The sequence below is a fragment of the Pandoraea faecigallinarum genome, assembly GCF_001029105.3.
Lineage (GTDB): Bacteria > Pseudomonadota > Gammaproteobacteria > Burkholderiales > Burkholderiaceae > Pandoraea > Pandoraea faecigallinarum.
Genome location: NZ_CP011807.3, coordinates 1,475,030 through 1,494,065 on the forward strand (window position 1 = coordinate 1,475,030; position 19,036 = coordinate 1,494,065).

Consider the following 19,036-nt stretch of genomic DNA (forward strand, 5'->3'; position numbering starts at 1 on the left):
TTAGAGCGGTGCAGTATCCGTGGCGGTCGGCAGCGACACGCTTTGTTGCGCGGCGCGTTGGCGGCGCCAGCCACGTTCGGAGAAATGCAGATACACGAGGCCGGGCACGCCGAGCAGCAGCTCGCGCGTACGCTTGGCTAGCGACAGGGCCAGCGCGGCGTCGGCCGGCAGACCCACGAGCGGGGCGAGCAGCAGATAGCCGCCTTCCTGCACGCCGAGCGAGCCCGGTACGAAGAACGCCGCGCCGCGAATCGCCTGTCCGAGGCTCTCGAGCAGCAGGGCGTCGACCCAACTGACCGGATGCCCGATGAATTGCAGGATCAGCCAGACTTCGGCGGTACCGACGATCCAGCCCACCAGACTGAACAGGAAGCTCGCGAGCACCTGACGGCGGTGGCCGTACATGCGCTGCACGATTTCATCGACGGCATCCGCGCGATCGAGCAGCGAGGACCAGTCACGCTTGGACGACATCTTCGAGAGCATGCGGAATGCCCAACCGAAAATGCCGCGGCGTTGCGCCACATAGAACGCATAGAGCAGGGCGGAGACGAGCGCTGTCGCGAGCAGCATCGGCAGCCACAGGCTGTCGCCCGCGCTGTGCGACGCGCCGATGCCGAACACCGCCAGACCCAGCAGCGCAAAGACGATCTGCGCCACGGCTTGCAGCGTGGTGCTTACGGTGATGGCGGCGGCGGCCTCGCGACCGGCCATGCCGCGCTGCTTCATCTGGCGCACCATCGCGATCGGACCGCCGATCTGACCGGCCGGCAGCAGGCTGTTGACCGACTCGCCGACCCAGCGGGTCAGGGTGGCGCGCCCGAGCGTGCACGACTTCGATACCAGCACCTGAATGGCGGCCGCGTCGAGCACCAGCGGTAAGAGGTGGAAGGCGGCGATGGGCAGCAGGCCCCAGCCGGCGACGGCCAGCGTGGACATCACCGATCCCGCGCCCTGCCAGATCAACAGGGCGACGAAAAGGGCGAAACCGAGAGTGAGTGAGACGATAGCGGTCCGGTTCATTTAGCGTTTCGTCCGTCCCAGAAACTGACGAAACACTTGCCGGAAACCGAAATAGGCGATGGCGTCCTTCATATTCGAGATGAAGCGCTGCCAGGTGCCCATGCGCGGGTCGGTCACGTACTCGAACGTGAGCGAGATTCGCTCCTCGTTGTCGCCGAGCGGCGTGATCCGGTGGTGCAGTTTGTCCCCGTCGAAGAACACCAGCGCACCCGGCGGATAGGCCACGGCGCCATCGATTTGCGGCACGCCCGGATTGCGCGTGTGCAGCCGGTATTCGAGCTTGCAGCTCGACTGGTCCACTACGCCGAGCAGCAGCGTGTAGCGGCGACCCTTGTAGTAGGAAGTGTCATAGTGCCAGCCAATGTGATCGCCCGGACGCGTGTAGTAATACAGCGCATACGCATGCGGGTCGTCCTGTGGCGACGGCAGCAGCTTTTCCCCCGCCAGACGCTCCAGAAAACGCATCAGGGCCGGCGAGCGGTACAACTCGGCCACGAACGGCGCAAGCTCGTCGAGCGTATGACGGCTGACGCTGCCACCCTGCTTGTGACCGGGCAGGTAATTGCGGTTCACGTTCGGGGTGACCGCCCGCGCCGCGGCGATCAGCTGCTCGGTGACCGATGCCGACAGGAACGTCTCCATATAGATGAAGGCGTCCTGCGACTTGAATTCACGTGTGGCGCCGTCGATGTCCACTGTGCCGAGCGCGCGCTCGATCTCGGCGTCGGCGGCAAAGGCGGCCGGCGCCACCGGTGCCACCGGTGCCACCGGCTCAGCGGCTTCGCCAGGCTGCGCTGGCGCAGCGGCGGCGGTGGCCGCCGCGTGTCCGGTCTCGAAGGCCGGGGCGGAGGGCGACGCAGTGGCTGGCAGCGGTCGACGCATCACGCGAACATAATCGGCGATCACGAGCAGCGCGAACAGCGGGGCGCCGATGGCCGCGGCAATCAGGAACCCGCGCGTGCCGTCGAACAGCGTGACGAGCGGCATCAGGTACAGCACGTCTTCCGTCTCGAAACCGCCGACCGAGGCCTGTTTCGTGCCCGACTTGCCCACGCGGTCCTCGATGCGCATGCGCAGGAAGAAGATCAGCGCCACGGCAAAGCCGGCGATCCAGCCCAGCGTGGACGCCGACAACGGCACCGGAAGCGGGTATTGGCCGGGCGCGGCGGCGGCCACACCCATGCCGATGCCGCCGAAGAGCAGCACGGTGACGAGGGCGTCGGAGGCCAGGTCGTACAAATGGCCGATACGGCTGGTCTTGCCGCTGATGCGGGCAAGCTCGCCGTCCGTATGATCGATGAAGTTCGAGAGCACGAGCAGGATGGCACCGAGGTTGGCCATCGCGTAGTTGCCCTGCGCGAATGCCCAGGTGCATGCGAGTCCAATAATCAGGCGGACCGTCGTGAGATGGTTTGGCGTGACCGGCGTATTGACGAGCGGCGTCACCAGCCAGCGCGCCAGACGAGCGTCGTATTGACGCGGGCGCGGTGGCACGGGGCGTGCGGTTTTGCTTGTGGCCGACGCAGCACCTGGCGCCGAAATAATTTTCGGTATCGTTTCCATGAGGGGGGAATATATACCCATAAGGCGGTAATGTGCAGTGCACCTAAAACACCTGTCTTTACCGCGACAACCTTGGTAATTCAGGGCATTGACGCGCGAGAAACTTGCGCTGCGCTGCGAACTGACCGTACCGAAGTCCCCGCCATCTGCCTCTGTTAACAGGCTAGGTGATAGGCGTTCCGAGTTCGCGATTATATTCCGCAATAGTCTATTTCGCCCTGAAGGCGCCCGGCGTCGTTTCGACGCACGGCGCGCACCCGATGTGGCGGGATTTCGCGGGTTTTGCCCTAAAAAACGACTTTTGTTCGATATAGCGGCGTTTGGGGGATACGCGGATAATGGCGGTCCCGTTTGCCAATTTTGCGGTGTTGTCCGACCGCTCTTCTCCTCATGTCCCAAACGATTGCCATTCTTACCGGCGCCTCCCGTGGTCTTGGCGCCGCGCTCGCCCGCGCTTTGCTTGCTCCCGGCACCCGTCTCGTCACGCTGGCACGTCGCACGGACGATGAACTTGCCGCGCTTGCGAGCGCGCAGGGCGTCACGCTCGATCAGATCGCCGTCGATCTGGCCGACACCGAAGCCGCCGCGCAAACAGCCGAGCGCATTTTTGCCTCGCTGCCGCGCGATGCCGGCCGCTATCTGCTCATCAATAACGCCGGGACCGTCAGCCCGGTTGCCAATTCGGCGGCGCTCACGGAGCCGGCGGCCATCGATGCGGCCTTCGCCCTGAACGTCACGTCCGTGATGTTGCTCACGGCGCGCTTTCTCGCGGCGACGCAGGGCCTCGCCGCCAAACGTCAGATCGTGAACATTTCGTCGGGCGCCGGACGCAATCCGAACGCGGGCTGGGCCGTCTATTGCTCCACCAAGGCAGCACTGGATATGTATACGCGCGTGATCAACGCGGAGCATCGCGACCATGGCGTGCAGGCGGTCTCGCTCGCGCCGGGTGTGGTCGACACCGGCATGCAGGAAGCGATTCGCAGCAGCAGCGCCGAGAGCTTTCCCGCGCTGGCGCGCTTTCAGGAACTCAAGTCGAGCGGCAAATTGTCGTCTCCCGAAGACGTCGCGCGCCGTATTCTGGCGCTTACCGAGCGTGACGATTTCGGTCGGACCGAGATCGACGACATTCGCAATTACGCGTAAAAATGCACCGGCCGGCGAGTTCGCCGGCCGGTGCCTATCCCCCTGAACCTGCGCCGCCTATTGCTCCGTACTGGTGATGAAGACGCTGCCATTGCGCTCAGGTGCATACAGGATCAGCGTGGGCGCATGAATATCGAAGGCGCGCTCGCAGGCTTCACCGAACGAGTCGAACTGCACCGCCCACGCGCCGTTGCGCACGTAGCAGTGCGTGATGGTGTCGGTGCGCCGGTCGAATTCCTGGCCCAGAAATACACCCTGCGTGTAACACCAGACGACGAACCCGTGAAAGTCTGCTTGCTCCGGCGCGCGAAATACGCGCCAGCGGGCATCGTCCCGCCCCGCCAGACGCGCCGTCGCGCCCGCGGCCCAACGTTCGAATCCGTCGTGTCGTTTGCGTTGCTCCATGTCGTCGTACCCCCTATGGGTGAACCGCCCTCCGGGTGCCGAAATTCGACATCCCCGGGCGCGTTTTCATAGTCGGAATTTGTTCCCGGCATTTCTATCAGGCAATTCCGAAAGACGGCAGGGAATTTCTCCAAAGGAACAACGCATGGCACGAAAAGCGGGACGCGTCGCGAGTCGACCGGGCGGTCTCAGTCGTAGTGGATCGCCAGCCAGACGGTGGTTTCGCCTTGGGCGGTCCATTCCACGCGATGACGCCGGCCTGCATCGATCGTGACCGTATCGCCCGGCCTCATGACGAGTGTCCGGCCGGGCGTGTCGTCGAACGCCAGCCCGGCACTTCCCGCAAGCAGCAGTACCCATTCGTGCTGCGGCTGGTCGTACCAGAACCCGGCGGGCGACGCTTGTCCGGTCGAGACGATGCGCTCGACGCGCATGCCCGTGCGGGCAATCAACGTGTCGAACTGTTCGGCGGCGGCCGGATCGGGGCGCGAAGGCAGACCTGCAAACAGGTTCGCGTCGGGCAGCAGTGGCTTGTTCATTCGTGGCAAGCGTTCTTTCTTCAATGGCGGATAGAAAGCATACACGTGCAGCCTCGCGTGGTTTGCTCGTCCGGATCAGTCGTCGAGATTTTCGTGGACGGCCGCGTCACCGCGTCGCCAGTAGGCTGCGGCCTTGACCCATTTCGGATTCAGGCCCCGTGTTTCGACCAGATGACGTCGAACGGCCTTCGCGACGCCGGCTTCGGCGGCGACCCACGCGTGCAGATCGCCCGCGGGCAGCGTCGCGACCTGAAGGGCGTCGATCAGCGCGGCGCTCTGGCCCGCGGGCGTGCCTTCGCGATAGATCCATTCGACCACGACATCGGCCTTGCTCGTGAAGCGCAGGCGGTCCGCCGGGCTGTCGATTTCCACGAACACGAAAACGAGCGCCCCGGCCGGCAGTTCGGCCAGACGTCGCGAGATCGCGGGCAGCGCCGTGTCGTCGCCGATCAGCACGTAACCGTCGAAGTTCATCGGCACGAGGAACGAGCCACGCGGGCCGCCCACGCCGATCCTGTCGCCCGGCCTGGCCGAGCGCGCCCACTGCGTGGCAGGGCCTGACTCGTGCATGGCGAAGTCGATGACGAGGGTCTTCGACACGGCGTCGAATTGACGCGGCGTGTAGTCGCGCATCAGACGCGGGGCTTCGCCCGGTGCAGGTTTGGACATCCCGTCGGGCCCGACCTGCGGCACGGCCAGTTCGCCGGTCTCCGGATTCGGGAAGAAGAGTTTGACGTGATCGTCGAAGCCGGGGCTGTGAAAGCCATCCAGGTCGTCGCCGCCGAGCGTCACGCGCAGCATGTGCTGGGTGAGGGCCTCGACACTGCGCACTTCCAGCGTGCGCAGGCGCAGTTCGTGGCGCACGCGCACAGGCGTGCGATCGGGGATGGCGTTCGGTGCAGCGTTGTCTTGCATCAGATTCGCTCCAGTTGTTGCGCCGCCGCGTCGAGAATCGCGGCGAACGTATTGGCTTGTTCGGTCGTGAGCGGTTCGCCGCCCAGACGCAGATGCACGGCGTATTTGAAGTTGTGCAGCGCGCGCATGACTTGCGGCGGCATGTCTTCCGAGCGCTCGCGACGCGACGCGAGACGCGCCAGCAATTCGGTGACGGAATCGTCGTTTTCGGCCAGATATTCGCGGCCGGGCTCGGTGATTTCGTACGACTTGCGCTGACTGTCCCCCGTGTTTTCCTGCACGCGGATGTAGCCCATTTCTTCGAGCAGCGTGAGCGTCGGATAGACCACGCCCGCGCTCGGACTGTATGTGCCGTTCACGCTGTCTTCGATGGCCTTGATGAGTTCGTACCCGTGACGCGGTTGCTGCGCGATCAGGTGCAACAGTACGAGACGCAGGCCGCCGTGACTGAATAGACGGCCGCCACCGCGTCCGCCTCTTCCACCACGCTCGCCACGCTCGCCACGCCCGTCGCGACTCTCACCGTGGCCGTCGCCACCGCCGCGCCGTCCATGACGCGCACCGCGCCGTTCGTCGCCAAAATCCATTTTGTCCAGGTCCAGCGGGCCCCGGCCCATGAAATCGCCACTTGATCCACGCATGATGCGACCCCTTATCGTTGGTTAAGACATGTTTACGATATATCTAAATTGAATCGAAAGCAAAACTATTTTGCCGTAACCCCGCGGGCGGAAGGGAAAATGACCGGGATATGAGCATTTCAGCGCGACTCGCAACAACGGGCGGTGTATCGAATTCGACGGAAAGCTATATCGAAATGAGCATTTCGATAGGATGACACAAGGAGATGTTGAAGATGCGGGAACGCGCGGGAGCGAGCGGGAGGAGGCGGGAGGAAGCGGGAGGAAGCGGGAGGAAGCGGGAGCGGGCGGGAGCGGGCGGGAGCGGGCGGGAGCGGGCGGGAGGCGCTGGGACGTGCGGTAAGGGAAGCGAACCGCTAGTGCGCCGCGACCGAAAGGCCTGCGGCGCGGGCGGCGCTGACGGCTTGGGCGTCGAAGCTTATTGCAGTGGCGGCAAATCGGTCTGAAGCCACTTGCGATAGCGCTTGTTCAACTCGCCATTGGCCGTGTTGCGTGTGACGAAGTCGTTCACGCTGGCGAGCAGTTCGGGTTGGTTCGGCCGAATGGCGATACCCATCGCCTGTTGCAGCAAATTGAACTTCGGCTCGAACTGGCCCGGCGCGCGGGCGTTGATGACGTTCGCGACCGTCACGGAACAGCCGATGGCATCCACCTGTGCGGAGAGCAGCGCCTGCATGGCGGCAGCGTCGTCGTCGAAGCGGCGAATTTCCGTGCCGTTGGGCGCCATTTTCGTCACGGCGGTGTCCTGCGTACTCGCGCGCGCCACACTCACCCGCAATCCTTTCAGATCGGCCGCCGATTTGATCGACGTGCCTTTCTTACCGAGCAGAAGAATCGTCGCGGCCGCATACGGTTTGGAAAACTGCACCTGTTTGGCGCGCTCGGGCGTGATCGCGAGCGAGGCGACGAGCACGTCGACCTTGCCAGAGAGGAGGTACGGAATGCGGTTCGGTCCTGTCACCGGCACGAGGTTCAACTTCACGCCGAGATCCTGCGCCAACAATCTTGCGACGTCGGCGTCGTAACCATCGGGCTGCGCTTGCGCGTTGGTCATGCCGTAAGGCGGAAAATCGATGAGCATGCCGACGTTGATCGCGCCCTTCTTCTTGATGTCCGCGACCGTCTGCGCGTGTGCTGGCGTGACGAACAGCGAAGCCGTGCCCGTGAGCAGACTGCCAAGCGTGCCGCCCAGCGAACCGATGAATCCGGCGGGCATGGCGGCGACGCCGAGCGTGGCGAGGAAGTGGCGACGCTCGTGTACGTTCGTGCCATGGGTTTGCGTTTGCTGCCGCGCGGGATGCACAGGCGACGACTCGACGTGAGCCGGATGACGCGAAAACTTACGGGTCATGCGCAATCTCCTGAGTTCGCGAAAACGTCGCCAGCGGCGTGCATGCCATGCGTGTTCTCGAAGGCGCATGACATGCCTGAGACCGAGGGAAGCTGGGGGGGGCGCCGGGCGACGCGAGGGTGTCCCGAGCGATGGTAGCGGGCAGTGGGGGAGGCGTGCACTCCGCACAAACCCCAGAGAAAACCCTGAGTCGGGGAGGGGGCGAAGGCGGCGAACGGAGGTGGCGATTCGATGCGCGCGCGTTGCTGAGGACCACGAAATCAATCCGCGGTGCGCGCGAATTCGAGGCCTACGGGCGAAAAAAAACGGTGCCGAAACATCGGCACCGTCTTCCGGTACGGCCTTCAGATTTCAGCCCATCGCGCGGCCATGACGCTTGCGGCGGCGCGTTGGCGAAACTTACTGAGCGGCGTCCTTCACCTTCTTCAGCGGGCGAACCTTCACGCGCACCGAAGCCGGCTTTGCCGGGAACCAACGCTCCTCACCCGTGAACGGGTCCTTGCCGAAACGCTTCGCCTTGGCAGCGATTTGTTGCGACGTGACCTTGAACAGGCCGTGCAGCGTGAATTCGCCGGCGCCCTTCTTGTGCAGGGAGTTGATGATCGTGGTTTCGAGAGCGGCGAGCACAGCCTTGACGTCCTTGACGGCGACTGCCGAGGTTTCGGCGATGTGTGCTGCGAGCTGGGTCTTGTTGAGTGCTTCCTTGATCGGCGAAACCTTGGCGGCTGCCTTCGGGGCCGCCTTCGCGGCTGCCTTCGGTGCTGCTGCCTTTTTCGCTGCCGGAGCCTTCTTGGCTGCCGGAGCTTTCTTCGCCACAGGGGCCTTCTTTGCTGCTGCTTTCTTTGCCGTTGCCATATCGATCCAATCGATGAGAATAAGAAAGTGCCGTCGGAGAACGGCCACCCGAATGATACGTCTTGCTGCGCCGACGATTCTACCTAAGAAATCGCTTTGTGCGAGTGGTGCGCGCATTATGTTGCGCGCTTGCCGCACAAGGCTTCGCGGCGTTCATGCGGTATTTTCAGGCGTTTCGGTCGCAACGTGACGGGTTCGTCGCTTCGCGAAGATTCCGTCTCTCGATGTCGCACCGCCTTTCCACGCATTTTTCGACGTGCGGTTCGTCATCGTTCTTGACACGTTTTATTGCGGATTCTGACGCTCTCGCGCATCGTGCCGCGAGATTGCCGTCGCCCGAAAACCCTCAGAAACGCTGCATTTCGCAAGTTTCGCAACGGCCGTCGCTATTGCACCATGCGTCGGTGAGCGTCGTGCCGTCGGCGCCGAAAGTGATGTCGTGCTTCGCGCCATAGCTGCCCGCGAGTTGCAAACGCTCGCCCGCGAGCGTGCCCTGCACGGTGGTGTGGACGTTCGGTTCCACGTCGTCGACGCTGCCGGTCACCTGCGAGCCGTTGAGCGCGAGCGCCATGAGGCGCGTCATCGGCTTACCGAAAAGTCCCCACCACGGTGGTGCGTTCGTGCACATGCCACGCCAGCGTCCCGACGGATTCACCAGGCGCGAGGGCGTCGACGCACTCGCCTGAATACCGTTGCCCGGCGCAGCGGGAGGGATCGGGGGCGTGACGATGGTGGTCCCGGCCGGTGCGGGGGCATTGATGGCGGCGACGTCGCGCGCCACCTCGGGCGACCCGGCATGGGCCGCGCTCGTGGCGTTGACGGCATTGAGTCCGGCCGTGTCGCCGATGGTGCTCGGCAGCGGCGTATCCGATGTATTCGAGGTATTCGGCGCGACGGTCGCGGCGAGGTTCGCGTTTTGGGTGGCCGCCACGGACGGGGCATAGGTGCTGAGCGCAGGCGCCCCTGCGGGCGTCGGCATCGCCGCGGCAGGCGCTACGCTGAACGTGCCGGGTGCGCCGTCGACGCGCGCCATGTCGGCAGGCAGCCCTTCGTTGGGCACCGGGGCGGACGCCGCGGCACACACGTGGCAGGACATGCGCGAGAGACTGTTGCTCGTGAGCGGGCGCGTGCCGTACAGACGCTGACTGCCCTGCGTGCCGTCGCGAAGAATCGTGACGTAAGGCGTGTCGTCCAGCAGGTAATCGACCTTGGCGCACGAAGGCGCGTTGGTCCGCAAGGTGACGTCGGCGGAAAACACGCCGCCCAGCGCGCGTGTCGGAAGTACCGATACGGACGCCGAGCAGTCCGCGACGATCTGCGCACAGTTACATGCGGCGATGGGCGCGCGTGCCGGCCCCGACGCGGACCCCGGCGCGCCCGCCGGCTGTGCCTGTGCGTGTCCGGCGATGCCGAGCATGCCGGCGGCGAGCCAGCTCGTCGCCATTCCCAAAATCTTGAAACCCCGCATGATGTTTTCCCGAATGTTGCGGCATGTCCTATGCTGCGGATAGTCGATCAAAAGACGTCGGCTGACAAGAGCCGAAAGCGGCGAAAAGCAAGGAAGAACCGGCTCTTTTCGAGGCATGCCGATGTGCCCGCGAGCATCGTGGCGTCACCGGAAATTCGGAATCCTCTCGTATCCCGGCATCGATAGTGAGGTCTACACTGTGCTTCTTGCGACGCACCCACGTCGTTGTTCACATGGAGCCGCACATGCCTGTCGACCGCACACGTGACCTTGGTTCTCCTGCTTCCTCCACTTCCCCGGCTTCCGCTCGCGTCGCGGCTTCCTCCAATTCCTCCAGTTCCTCCAGTTCCTCCAGCCCCTCCATGGCTTCCCCGCACGATGCCCCGTCGCCCCCCGAGCCTTCCGCTAATCGCGTACTCGCGATGCTGGCGACGCTTTTTTTCGCGATGGGGCTCATCACGTCGCTGAACGACATTCTGGTGCCTCACTTCAAGGCCGCCTTCGATCTGACGTACCGCGACGCGGCGCTCATCCAGTCGAGCTTCTTCGCCGCCTATTTCGTCGTGTCGTTCCCCGCGGGCCAGTACACCGCCCGGGTCGGTTACCGGCGTGCCCTGGCGAGTTCGCTCTGGCTCGCGGGCCTGGGCTGTGCGCTGTTTTTCCCGGCGGCGGCGCTTGTGTCCTACCCGTGCTTTCTCGCGGCGCTATTCGTGCTGGCGAGCGGCATTACGTTGCTTCAGGTCTCGGTCAACGCCTATGTCGAGACGCTCGGCACGCGCGGCGCGGCGGCCAGCCGTCTCACACTGGTGCAGGCTTTCAACTCGCTCGGCACCACCGTCGGGCCGCCGCTCGCGGCGCTCTGGATTCTGGCGCCGCACGTAACGTCGGCGACGCCGGGCGGTGCGCATGCCGTCGACTCGGTGCGGGGGCCTTACGGGTTGATCGCCGCGGTACTGGTGCTCGGCGGTGCTGTCCTGTGGCGCCTCACGCTGCCCGAGCAACGCGCAGGCGATGCGTCGCCGCACGGAATGCTCGGCAACGTCCGCAGCCTGTTGGCGCACCGTCCATTGCGTTACGGCATCGTGGCGCTATTTCTTTATGTTGGCGCGGAAGTGAGTATCGGAAGTTTTCTGATCGTCTATCTGACGCAGACGGCTACGGGCATCGCCGGGCATGCGCACGCGAGCCGCTATCTGGCCTTCTACTGGGGTGGGGCGATGGTGGGGCGATTCATCGGGGCGTGGCTGCTGCGCAAGGTGTCGCCGGGCCGGATGCTGAGCCTGTGTGCGTTGTACAACGTGTTGTTGCTTCTCGCGTCTCTGGCGCTACCGGCATCTCTCGCCATGTGGTTATTGCTGGCTTGCGGTCTGGGCAACGCGATCATGTTTCCAACGATTTTCTCGCTCTCGGTGGGAGGCCTCGGCGCACGGGTGAGCGAAGGCGGCGGGCTCATCTGTATGGCGATCGTGGGCGGTGCGGTGCTGCCTTATCTGCAAGGCGCGTTGGCGGACGGACTGGGCATCGTGCTGTCGTTTCTCGTGCCGGCAGGGGCGTACTGCTATATCGCCGGGTTCGGCGCATGGTGTGCGCGCACTATGCCCGAGTCCGAGGCAACGCATGCGACCCCGGGCAAGACCTAGGCCGCGCATCAGCCCGGATTGCCGAACGTGTAGCGCCCGAAGATGAAAAGCACGTTGCCGTTGCCCTTGCCGCCGGGCACGTAGGCGGTGGCGACGGCCGCCCGTCCCAGCCCGATTTCGGCCAACGGTAGCGCGGCGGGGAAGGGCACACCGCCGAGCGTGTCGGAGCGGGACATCAGGAAGACCGTATAGCCGAGGCCGAAGCGCACGGGGCCGGCGTTCGCCATATTCCAGATGCGTCCGTAGCCCGCCATTGGCGACCAGTCGTTGTGCGAATCCTTGAACGCCATCGCGTACAGCATGCGCGAGCCATTCCTGCCATCGGACAGTACGCGTCCGTATCCGAGGCCCCACGGGTTTTCGTTGAATTGCGAGATCTTTTTGCTCGTGTACACGAATCGCAGGTGATGCGTGTGCAGCGGCACGTAAAGATCGCTCGCGCCTTGCGTGGCGATATCGCGAAACTCGTCCGCAACCGCGCCCGCCCACGCGGAGACGACACCGGGGGCGTCGTTCGCCTGTGCGCCGACAGGCGACAGCATTGTCAGCGCGCCCACGGCGGACATCAGCGCGAAGCGAGCGCTGTGCATGATGCGCGCGATGCGGCCGTTCGGCGTAATGCGGTCGATGGGACCGAAGGGAGCGATGGGACCGATGGGGGCGAATTGTGCGTCAGGTATTCCGGCAGGGCGGCGACGAGAGGGTATGGCCGGCGATGCGAGTGAAATCGATGGCGCGAGCCGCCCGGTGAACTGGGGGGTCGTAGTCATGGTGGCGTCAGTGGCGTTGCAAGAAACGTGTCGAGCGCGAGTGCCGACAGCGTGCGTGCTCATGAGATATCCATGCCCCAAATGCGCCGGCGACAGGCTACGCCGGCGGCGCCGTCTGCATGGTAATCAAAGAGCGTCTACTAGACCGAGGGGCGTGCGAAAAAGTTCGTGCGGCGGGGCGTTTTGCGTGTTACCTCGAAGCATGCCCCCACGCATGCTTCCGGAAGCGCGCATTGACCGTAGCGGCTGCGCGACAATGAAGTCCTTTCGCGTCAACGACATACCGAGGATATCGACGCGTTATTCACCGGGTTGTGAACATTTTCTGTGGATAAATATGCGCCACGACAAACGCGCGGGCCGCCCGGTGGCATCCACACGCGCGCGGCCATGAGTCCGCCTTACCAATCCCTCAGTACGCCCCAAGTACGCCCCCAGTACGCCCTCGTGGCGCAGCAAATGCGCGCGACATCTTTTCCCCTTCCGATCAAGCACTTGAGATAGCTATCCGCGAGTTGTCCACTGGCTTGCAAACAGATTCTGTGGATAACGAAGGGACTTGCAAACCCGCGCCCCGCCTTGTTTTGCAGCACTCGGCACAACTTTCGCGCGCGGGAAATCTTGCCTGCCGGATCAGTGACTTGCGATGCTTTTCCGCAAGTTATCAACGGGCTTGTGAACAAAAAATGTGGATAAAGCGGCGATTTTTAAAATCTCAATATATGAGATCAATGTTTACATATTGACATTTAAGCTGTCGCGGAATTACGATGCGCCTCATACCGGTGGACGGACACGTTCAGGAGACGACAGTGACGGAACGACGCAAACAGAAAGTGGCGATCATTGGCTCGGGCAACATCGGCACCGACCTGATGATCAAGGTGATGCGCAACAGCGAGCATCTGGAAATGGGCGCGATGGTCGGTATCGACCCCGCCTCGGACGGTCTGGCGCGCGCCGAGCGCTTGGGCGTGCCAGTGACGGCAGGTGGCATCGACGGCCTGCTGGCCATGCCCGGCTTCGAAGACATTCGCATCGCTTTCGACGCGACGTCGGCAAAAGCGCACGCGCATCACAACGAAATGCTGCAAGCGCGCGGCGTGCAGGTGATCGACCTGACGCCGGCGGCCATCGGCCCGTACGTGATCCCGTCGATCAACCTCGACGCGCATCTCGACGCGCGCAATATCAACATGGTGACGTGCGGCGGTCAGGCCACGATTCCGATGGTTGCGGCCATCTCGCAGGTGGCCAAGGTGCACTACGCCGAGATCGTCGCGTCGATTTCGAGCAAGTCGGCCGGCCCGGGCACGCGCGCCAACATCGACGAATTCACGGAAACGACGTCCAAGGCCATCGAGGTGCTGGGCGGCGCATCGCGCGGCAAGGCGATCATCGTGCTCAATCCGGCGGAGCCGCCGCTGATCATGCGCGATACGGTTTTCGTGCTGTCGGAGCCGGGCGATCAGGCTGCGATCGAAGCGAGCATTCAGGCCATGGTCGAGAAGGTGCACGCTTACGTGCCGGGCTATCGTCTCAAGCAAAAGGTGCAGTTCGAGTTGTTCGACGCGTCGCGTCCGCTCAACGTGCCGGGGCTGGGCAAGCTCACGGGGCTGAAGACCTCGGTGTTCCTCGAAGTGGAGGGCGCCGCGCACTACCTGCCGGCCTACGCGGGCAACCTCGACATCATGACCAGCGCCGCGCTGGCCTGTGCCGACCGTATCGCCGCCACCCGTCTGGCGCTTGCGGCCTGAACGTCGCACGCGCTAACAGGAGACACACCTCATCATGACGCAGAAAAAGCTCTATATCTCCGACGTGACGCTGCGCGACGGCAGCCACGCGATTCGTCACCAGTACAGCATCGCCAACGTGAAGGCGATTGCCGCGGCGCTCGACAAGGCGAAAGTCGATTCCATCGAAGTGGCGCATGGCGACGGTCTCGCCGGGTCCAGCTTCAACTACGGTTTTGGCGCGCATACCGATCTCGAATGGATCGCTGCGGTCGCCGAGACGGTCACGCATGCGAAGGTCGCGACGCTGCTGCTGCCGGGCGTGGGCACGGTGCACGACCTGCGCGAAGCCTATGACGCCGGCGCGCGCGTAGTGCGTATCGCCACGCACTGCACGGAAGCCGACGTCTCACGCCAGCACATTGCGTATGCCCGTGAGCTGGGCATGGACACCGTGGGCTTCTTGATGATGAGCCACATGACCACGCCGCAGCATCTGGCCGAGCAGGCCAAGCTGATGGAGTCGTACGGTGCCGAGTGCATCTACGTGGTCGACTCGGGCGGTGCGCTGGGCATGAACGACGTGCGTGAGCGGTTCCGCGCGTTCAAGGACGTGCTCAAACCCGAGACGCTGACCGGCATGCATGCTCACCACAACCTGAGCCTCGGTGTGGCGAACTCCATCGTTGCGGTGGAAGAAGGGTGCGACCGTATCGACGCCAGCCTCGCGGGCATGGGCGCCGGCGCCGGCAATGCGCCGCTGGAAGTGTTCATCGCGGCGGCGTCGCGACTGGGCTGGAACCACGGCTGCGATCTGTACACGCTGATGGACGCGGCCGACGACATCGTGCGTCCGTTGCAGGATCGCGCCGTGCGCGTGGACCGCGAGACGCTGGCGCTCGGTTACGCCGGGGTGTATTCGAGCTTCCTGCGCCACGCGGAAGCGGCGGCAGCGCGTTACGACCTGAAGACGGTGGACATTCTCGTGGAACTGGGCCAGCGTCGCATGGTGGGCGGTCAGGAAGACATGATCGTGGACGTGGCGCTCGACCTGCTCAAACGTCGCGCCGCATAATCCATCGCGATTCATCGCGAGCGTTGCGGGCATCGCCGCAACGGCACCGGCCCATCGTCAGACGGGCCGGTTTTTTTCATTCACGCGAGTTGCCCGACCAGCCGAGCTGACGGCTGATCCGGGCCGCCGCCTGCTTCACGCTCGGCACCAGTTCCTGCATGCGCTCGCGGCTCATGTACTTGGTCGTGCTCGACACGCTGATGGCGGCGACGATGCGCTGACTCGCGTCGTAGACCGGCGCGGCCACGCAGCGGATCTGCGGCGTGTCGTCTTCCAGATCCAGTGCGTATCCGTGGCGCGCGTAGTCGTGCATGCGTGCGAGCCATGCCGCATCGTCGACCGGGTGCGAGGGCGCCTGCGCCCGATAGTGCTCAAGCTGCGCCCGCCATTGCGTTTCATCCTGATCGAGCAACAGTGCCTTGCCGACGCCTGTCACACAAATCGGTTTGCGCCCGCCGATACGCGAGCTGATTTCCACGGCGCGTTGCCCTGGCAGTTTGTCGAGATACATGACCTCCCAGCCGTCGGCGACAGCCAGATGCACTGTGTCCTGCGTTTCGCTGGCGAGCATTTCCAAGGTTGGGCGCGCGACGCGCGGCAGATCGATCTGGCGATAGGCAAGAAAGCCGAGTTCGATGAGCTTGTTGCCGAGCCGGTAGCCGCGACGCGGCTCGAAGCGCAGATAGCCGGCGTGAACGAGCGCGGATGCGATGCGGTGCGTGGTCGACGGCGTGATCCCCGTGTGTGCGGAAAGCGCGGGCACCGTGTCGATGCCGGCGGCGACCGCCTCCACGATGTCGAGCCCGCGAAACAGTGTCTGACTGGCGAGCGCGCGCGGGCGCTCGGCGTCGGGGGCTTTCGTTCTGGCCATCAGGCACTCCCGAGCGCAAGCAGCCGCTCATAGACATAGCACTTGAGCGCCACGTAATGCGACGGTTCGAGCACGGGCAGTTCTATGCCGTGCAAGTGTCCGTCGTCGCCTTGTTGCACACCGCGAATCGTGCCCATGGCTTCGATGGGCATGTCGATGCCGCCAACACGCACGCGAAAGGCCAGATGCACGCTGTCGCCGGGTGCGCCGAGCGGCGTGTCGGCGAGCAGCGAGACGCCCTCTGCGCTGACATCCTGCAACAACGCCAGATGGCGCGCTTGCCCGGCGCCGGCGGCGCTGTTCGCGTCTTGCCCATCGGCTTCGCTTCCCGTGCTGTTCCTGCCGACCGAGACAACCAGCTTTGCCGGCACACGCTGGGAGCGGCGCAGTACTTTGCGGCGAATCTGCGCCGGTGCCGACAGCACGGCGTAATCGAACGGCACGCGCTCGACACGCTCGACCGTGCAGACGAAGTGAAAGATGTCTTCGCCCGAGAACGTCCACAGTTCGAGCCGTTCGCTCGCTCGCAGGGTAGGGGGCGCGGCGCGCCCGGCCGGGGCCGTGACGAACAGCATCTGATTCGGCGCATGACCGATCACGCGCGTGCGCACGCGCTGCGAACCCGCGCCGGGCGGCAACTGAATTTGCAGCCAGTCGCCGGGGCGCAGATTCAGGTCGGTGAGTCCATACTGCGGCGATGCCGCATTTGTGGTGGCTGCGGTGGCGGTGTCAGTGGGCGCTTGCGTCGACGCGTGGGCACCGGTCGCCACGACGTTGTCTTCCCCAAGACTGGCGACGCGATGCGGGGTGAACGACGTGAATAGCCAGTCGCGTCCGGCCTGCGTCGGGACGATGTCACCTGCGCTCAGCAGTGGCTCGCCGTTTCGGTCGACGATGGCCCAGGGCAGCGCTTCGCCCAGCGGAATCTCTTCGGGCGCGAGCGCGACAAGCGGAAGCCCCGGCGCGGGTGCCGAATGTGCAGAGAGGGCAGGGGGTGCAGAGGGCGCAGCGGGTGGTTGAGCAGGTGTATTGGCAGACATAACGATTGAGCGAAGTGGGCGCTCGCCGGAGCGCCTGAGACGCCCGCAGACGTCAGATGTGGCGAAAGTCTACCGCGACGCGTTGGCACTTGGCGAGAGGGGACGCGATCATGCGGCGTGCCGGCATTGCGCAAGCTGCGTAAGTGGGCACTTGCTGGGGCGCGGTGGCCGGGGGCCGTCGCGCGTGCGCGCATGCCGGCGCATGGCCGCTCGCGCGCGTATCCGCCCGAAAGGACGCCGCGCGTGGTATGCCGCTTGCCTATAGTCGACGGTTTGCCGGCGAGCCCGGCGACGTTCTGGCAGGGGGATGCAATGTGGTACCAACAGTGTGCAGGCGCAAGCGGCTGGGGACCGGACTGGGGGATGGGCGTGAGGGACCGTCCGGATGTTGCCGTCGAATTGGCTGGCATGCGCGAGGCGGCAGCGTACCGGCGTGCCGAACGCTGCGATCTGGGCACCCGGCTGGCGCACGTATCGAATTCCCTGAGCAATGCGCAGCGCAATGGCGTGGCGCGGGCATCGGCAACGCGTCGCGTGGCGCCGGAGCTCGCGCGCGCGTTTGCCGCTGCGTGGGCGCAACTGTGGGTGACGACCGGGTCCTGCCAGCACTTCTATCGGAATGAGTTCGAACTGGCGCATGCGCGGGATGCGCGTCTGGCGCAGGGGCGGACGGCAGCGGCGGCGATGTTGGCACCCACTTGCGCAGCGCGGGCAGCTTCGCGGCAGAATGCGCACGATGTGCAGGAAGCGTCCAATACACCCGATGCTCCCGATGTGCCCGATACCTCTGATCTTTGCGTCGAGCGGATTTGCGCCGAGGTGGCGTCCTGGCTGGAGACAATTGCCGCGACCGGCCGCCGGGGATGGCACTTTCGCGCAGCGCGCGACGCGATGTCGCTCGTCGGCAACCTATCGCTGCTGGGCATCGTTGCCGCGTATTTCCATCACGCGAGCGAAGGCACCGCAGACACCGAGCACGATCGCGTTCACGACATGGCCGCGGTCAATACGCCCTTCGGCATTGCGTGGGCCGACTGGACGCTGCTGGGCTTCGAAGGGCTCAAGGGGCTGCTGACGCAGTCGCTGGGCTCACCGACGCTTATCCGGCACCACGCCGTGGACGAAGTGCTCAAACGCATGGATGCGGGCTGCCGGTTGCTGGAGGCGTGCGTGATGCTGCCGTCGGCGGCGGACACCTCGTCATGGCGCGGCACGCTGGGCCGGCTGACGCACTCGCGCGACGTCGCGACGCTGTTCACGTTCGCCAACTCCGCCGTGCCGCCGGCGCGCCTGGGGTTGTGGATGCCGTCGTGGTTCTCGGAGGCTTCGACGACGTTCGACGGATACCGCGGCATTCTGCGTGTCGCCGGACTGATGCTCGATTCGTGCCGCGCCGTGACGAGCCTGCTCGGCACGTGGGCGCGCAACGAGGCGTTCGCACATGACGCGGACCGCCTCGCGCACCGGTGGGAAGCGCTCTACGCAAGATTGGCGCTCGTGCCGGCGCAAGACGTCGCGAAGATACTCGAACGTGTGGCACACGTGACGCAGCTCGCTCGCCATTGCGATACGCCGCTGCTGGCAAAAATCGCGTCCCATCGCACCCTATGCGAGTGCCTGCTCGCTTCTCACCGGTCGTTGACGGCCAGCCAGATTGCCGTGGTGTGCGACGAGTTCGACCTCTCGTGTCACGCGTCGTGTGTCGATGGGCTGAACTACCTCAGTCTGGATCCCGCAGAAAATCCGTGGGGGCAACGCTGGATTGGCGACGCGTGGCGCAGCGATGGCGCAACACCGGCGCGCGTGTCGTATCGCCTGTTGCTGATGTATCAGCACTGGAGCGCGGCGTTGCTCGAACGCGTGCTGGGTGCGGCCCCCGGCGAGGCAAGCGCCGATACCGATGCGACATCCGTGGACCTCCAGTCGACCTGGATCTGAGCGCGACAGCGGCGGCTGCCCGCGCACGGGTTTCGATATCCGGCAGTGCCAACTGTCATG

17 protein-coding genes and 1 pseudogene are annotated in these 19,036 nt (G+C 64.7%); 5 read left to right on the forward strand and 13 right to left on the reverse strand.

The window, feature by feature from the left end; genetic code table 11:
- The 3 genes and pseudogenes from AB870_RS06615 to AB870_RS27660 all read right to left on the reverse strand — a co-directional run.
- A complete protein-coding gene (locus AB870_RS06615; RefSeq protein WP_047907405.1) occupies nt 1-1,023 on the reverse strand; it encodes a flippase-like domain-containing protein in 1,023 nt (340 codons plus the stop codon).
- On the reverse strand, nt 1,024-1,791 hold the full coding sequence (locus AB870_RS26935) for a HalD/BesD family halogenase (protein WP_047908888.1): 768 nt from the start codon (nt 1,789-1,791) through the stop codon (nt 1,024-1,026).
- Between the two features lie 78 nt (nt 1,792-1,869).
- Nucleotides 1,870-2,586 (reverse strand): annotated as a pseudogene (locus tag AB870_RS27660) (CDP-alcohol phosphatidyltransferase family protein); the annotation flags it as partial.
- Between the two features lie 390 nt (nt 2,587-2,976).
- Here AB870_RS27660 and AB870_RS06625 point away from each other — a divergent pair.
- The gene (locus tag AB870_RS06625) at nt 2,977-3,732 is read left to right on the forward strand and encodes an SDR family oxidoreductase (protein ID WP_047907406.1); all 756 of its coding nucleotides are present in this window, start codon (nt 2,977-2,979) and stop codon (nt 3,730-3,732) included.
- 57 nt (nt 3,733-3,789) lie between these two features.
- Here AB870_RS06625 and AB870_RS06630 read toward each other — a convergent pair whose 3' ends face one another.
- From AB870_RS06630 to AB870_RS06660, 7 genes are all read right to left on the reverse strand, one after another.
- Nucleotides 3,790-4,137: a hypothetical protein gene (locus tag AB870_RS06630; protein WP_047907407.1), complete on the reverse strand. Its 348-nt coding sequence runs from the start codon at nt 4,135-4,137 to the stop codon at nt 3,790-3,792.
- 188 nt (nt 4,138-4,325) lie between these two features.
- Nucleotides 4,326-4,676: a cupin domain-containing protein gene (locus AB870_RS06635; RefSeq protein ID WP_047907408.1), complete on the reverse strand. Its 351-nt coding sequence runs from the start codon at nt 4,674-4,676 to the stop codon at nt 4,326-4,328.
- A 75-nt stretch (nt 4,677-4,751) separates the two neighbouring features.
- A complete protein-coding gene (locus tag AB870_RS06640; RefSeq protein WP_047907409.1) occupies nt 4,752-5,591 on the reverse strand; it encodes a siderophore-interacting protein in 840 nt (279 codons plus the stop codon).
- On the reverse strand, nt 5,591-6,232 hold the full coding sequence (locus AB870_RS06645; RefSeq protein ID WP_053059599.1) for a PadR family transcriptional regulator: 642 nt from the start codon (nt 6,230-6,232) through the stop codon (nt 5,591-5,593). The genes AB870_RS06640 and AB870_RS06645 overlap by 1 nt, the downstream gene beginning before the upstream one ends.
- A 418-nt stretch (nt 6,233-6,650) precedes the next feature.
- Nucleotides 6,651-7,448: a transporter substrate-binding domain-containing protein gene (locus AB870_RS06650; RefSeq protein ID WP_047908889.1), complete on the reverse strand. Its 798-nt coding sequence runs from the start codon at nt 7,446-7,448 to the stop codon at nt 6,651-6,653.
- Nucleotides 7,449-7,982: 534 nt separating this feature from the next.
- Nucleotides 7,983-8,438, reverse strand: coding sequence for an HU family DNA-binding protein (locus AB870_RS06655; RefSeq protein WP_047908890.1), 456 nt, complete (start codon nt 8,436-8,438; stop codon nt 7,983-7,985).
- Nucleotides 8,439-8,784: 346 nt separating this feature from the next.
- Nucleotides 8,785-9,882, reverse strand: coding sequence for a hypothetical protein (locus AB870_RS06660; RefSeq protein ID WP_157112261.1), 1,098 nt, complete (start codon nt 9,880-9,882; stop codon nt 8,785-8,787).
- Nucleotides 9,883-10,268: 386 nt separating this feature from the next.
- On the opposite strand from AB870_RS06660, the gene AB870_RS06665 reads away from it, so the two are divergent.
- Nucleotides 10,269-11,546, forward strand: a complete 1,278-nt coding sequence (locus AB870_RS06665; protein WP_047907411.1) for a sugar MFS transporter — start codon at nt 10,269-10,271, stop codon at nt 11,544-11,546.
- An 8-nt stretch (nt 11,547-11,554) separates the two neighbouring features.
- Here AB870_RS06665 and pagP read toward each other — a convergent pair whose 3' ends face one another.
- Nucleotides 11,555-12,316 (reverse strand): lipid IV(A) palmitoyltransferase PagP, encoded by a 762-nt coding sequence (gene pagP / locus AB870_RS06670; RefSeq protein ID WP_167362683.1) that lies wholly within the window; start codon nt 12,314-12,316, stop codon nt 11,555-11,557.
- 770 nt (nt 12,317-13,086) lie between these two features.
- Between pagP and AB870_RS06675 the strand changes: the two genes are divergently transcribed.
- Nucleotides 13,087-14,073, forward strand: a complete 987-nt coding sequence (locus AB870_RS06675) for an acetaldehyde dehydrogenase (acetylating) (protein ID WP_174554716.1) — start codon at nt 13,087-13,089, stop codon at nt 14,071-14,073.
- A 34-nt stretch (nt 14,074-14,107) separates the two neighbouring features.
- Nucleotides 14,108-15,127: a 4-hydroxy-2-oxovalerate aldolase gene (gene dmpG / locus AB870_RS06680; RefSeq protein WP_047907412.1), complete on the forward strand. Its 1,020-nt coding sequence runs from the start codon at nt 14,108-14,110 to the stop codon at nt 15,125-15,127.
- Nucleotides 15,128-15,203: 76 nt separating this feature from the next.
- On the opposite strand, the gene AB870_RS06685 is transcribed toward dmpG, so the two are convergent.
- Both AB870_RS06685 and AB870_RS06690 read right to left on the reverse strand, forming a co-directional pair.
- Entirely contained in the window at nt 15,204-15,998 is a 795-nt protein-coding gene (locus tag AB870_RS06685) for an IclR family transcriptional regulator (protein ID WP_047907413.1), read from the reverse strand.
- Nucleotides 15,998-17,038 (reverse strand): flagellar brake protein, encoded by a 1,041-nt coding sequence (locus AB870_RS06690; RefSeq protein WP_047907414.1) that lies wholly within the window; start codon nt 17,036-17,038, stop codon nt 15,998-16,000. Before AB870_RS06690 ends, AB870_RS06685 begins: the two co-directional genes overlap by 1 nt.
- A gap of 312 nt (nt 17,039-17,350) precedes the next feature.
- Here AB870_RS06690 and AB870_RS06695 point away from each other — a divergent pair, with 312 nt between their 5' ends.
- Nucleotides 17,351-18,976: a hypothetical protein gene (locus AB870_RS06695; RefSeq protein ID WP_157112262.1), complete on the forward strand. Its 1,626-nt coding sequence runs from the start codon at nt 17,351-17,353 to the stop codon at nt 18,974-18,976.
- Nucleotides 18,977-19,036: the final 60 nt, after the last annotated feature.

Excerpts from the sequence above, each read along its gene's own strand:
- AB870_RS06660 (WP_157112261.1), bottom strand. The coding sequence starts at position 9,882 with ATGGCGACGAGCTGGCTCGCCGCCGGCATGCTCGGCATCGCCGGACAC.
- AB870_RS06695 (WP_157112262.1), top strand. The coding sequence starts at position 17,351 with ATGTGGTACCAACAGTGTGCAGGCGCAAGCGGCTGGGGACCGGACTGG.
- AB870_RS06635 (WP_047907408.1), bottom strand. The coding sequence starts at position 4,676 with ATGAACAAGCCACTGCTGCCCGACGCGAACCTGTTTGCAGGTCTGCCT.
- AB870_RS06645 (WP_053059599.1), bottom strand. The coding sequence starts at position 6,232 with ATGCGTGGATCAAGTGGCGATTTCATGGGCCGGGGCCCGCTGGACCTG.
- AB870_RS06630 (WP_047907407.1), bottom strand. The coding sequence starts at position 4,137 with ATGGAGCAACGCAAACGACACGACGGATTCGAACGTTGGGCCGCGGGC.
- AB870_RS06685 (WP_047907413.1), bottom strand. The coding sequence starts at position 15,998 with ATGGCCAGAACGAAAGCCCCCGACGCCGAGCGCCCGCGCGCGCTCGCC.
- AB870_RS06615 (WP_047907405.1), bottom strand. The coding sequence starts at position 1,023 with ATGAACCGGACCGCTATCGTCTCACTCACTCTCGGTTTCGCCCTTTTC.
- AB870_RS06655 (WP_047908890.1), bottom strand. The coding sequence starts at position 8,438 with ATGGCAACGGCAAAGAAAGCAGCAGCAAAGAAGGCCCCTGTGGCGAAG.
- AB870_RS06690 (WP_047907414.1), bottom strand. The coding sequence starts at position 17,038 with ATGTCTGCCAATACACCTGCTCAACCACCCGCTGCGCCCTCTGCACCC.
- AB870_RS06665 (WP_047907411.1), top strand. The coding sequence starts at position 10,269 with ATGGCTTCCCCGCACGATGCCCCGTCGCCCCCCGAGCCTTCCGCTAAT.
- AB870_RS06625 (WP_047907406.1), top strand. The coding sequence starts at position 2,977 with ATGTCCCAAACGATTGCCATTCTTACCGGCGCCTCCCGTGGTCTTGGC.
- dmpG (WP_047907412.1), top strand. The coding sequence starts at position 14,108 with ATGACGCAGAAAAAGCTCTATATCTCCGACGTGACGCTGCGCGACGGC.
- pagP (WP_167362683.1), bottom strand. The coding sequence starts at position 12,316 with ATGACTACGACCCCCCAGTTCACCGGGCGGCTCGCGCCATCGATTTCA.
- AB870_RS06650 (WP_047908889.1), bottom strand. The coding sequence starts at position 7,448 with ATGCCCGCCGGATTCATCGGTTCGCTGGGCGGCACGCTTGGCAGTCTG.
- AB870_RS06675 (WP_174554716.1), top strand. The coding sequence starts at position 13,087 with ATGCGCCTCATACCGGTGGACGGACACGTTCAGGAGACGACAGTGACG.
- AB870_RS06640 (WP_047907409.1), bottom strand. The coding sequence starts at position 5,591 with ATGCAAGACAACGCTGCACCGAACGCCATCCCCGATCGCACGCCTGTG.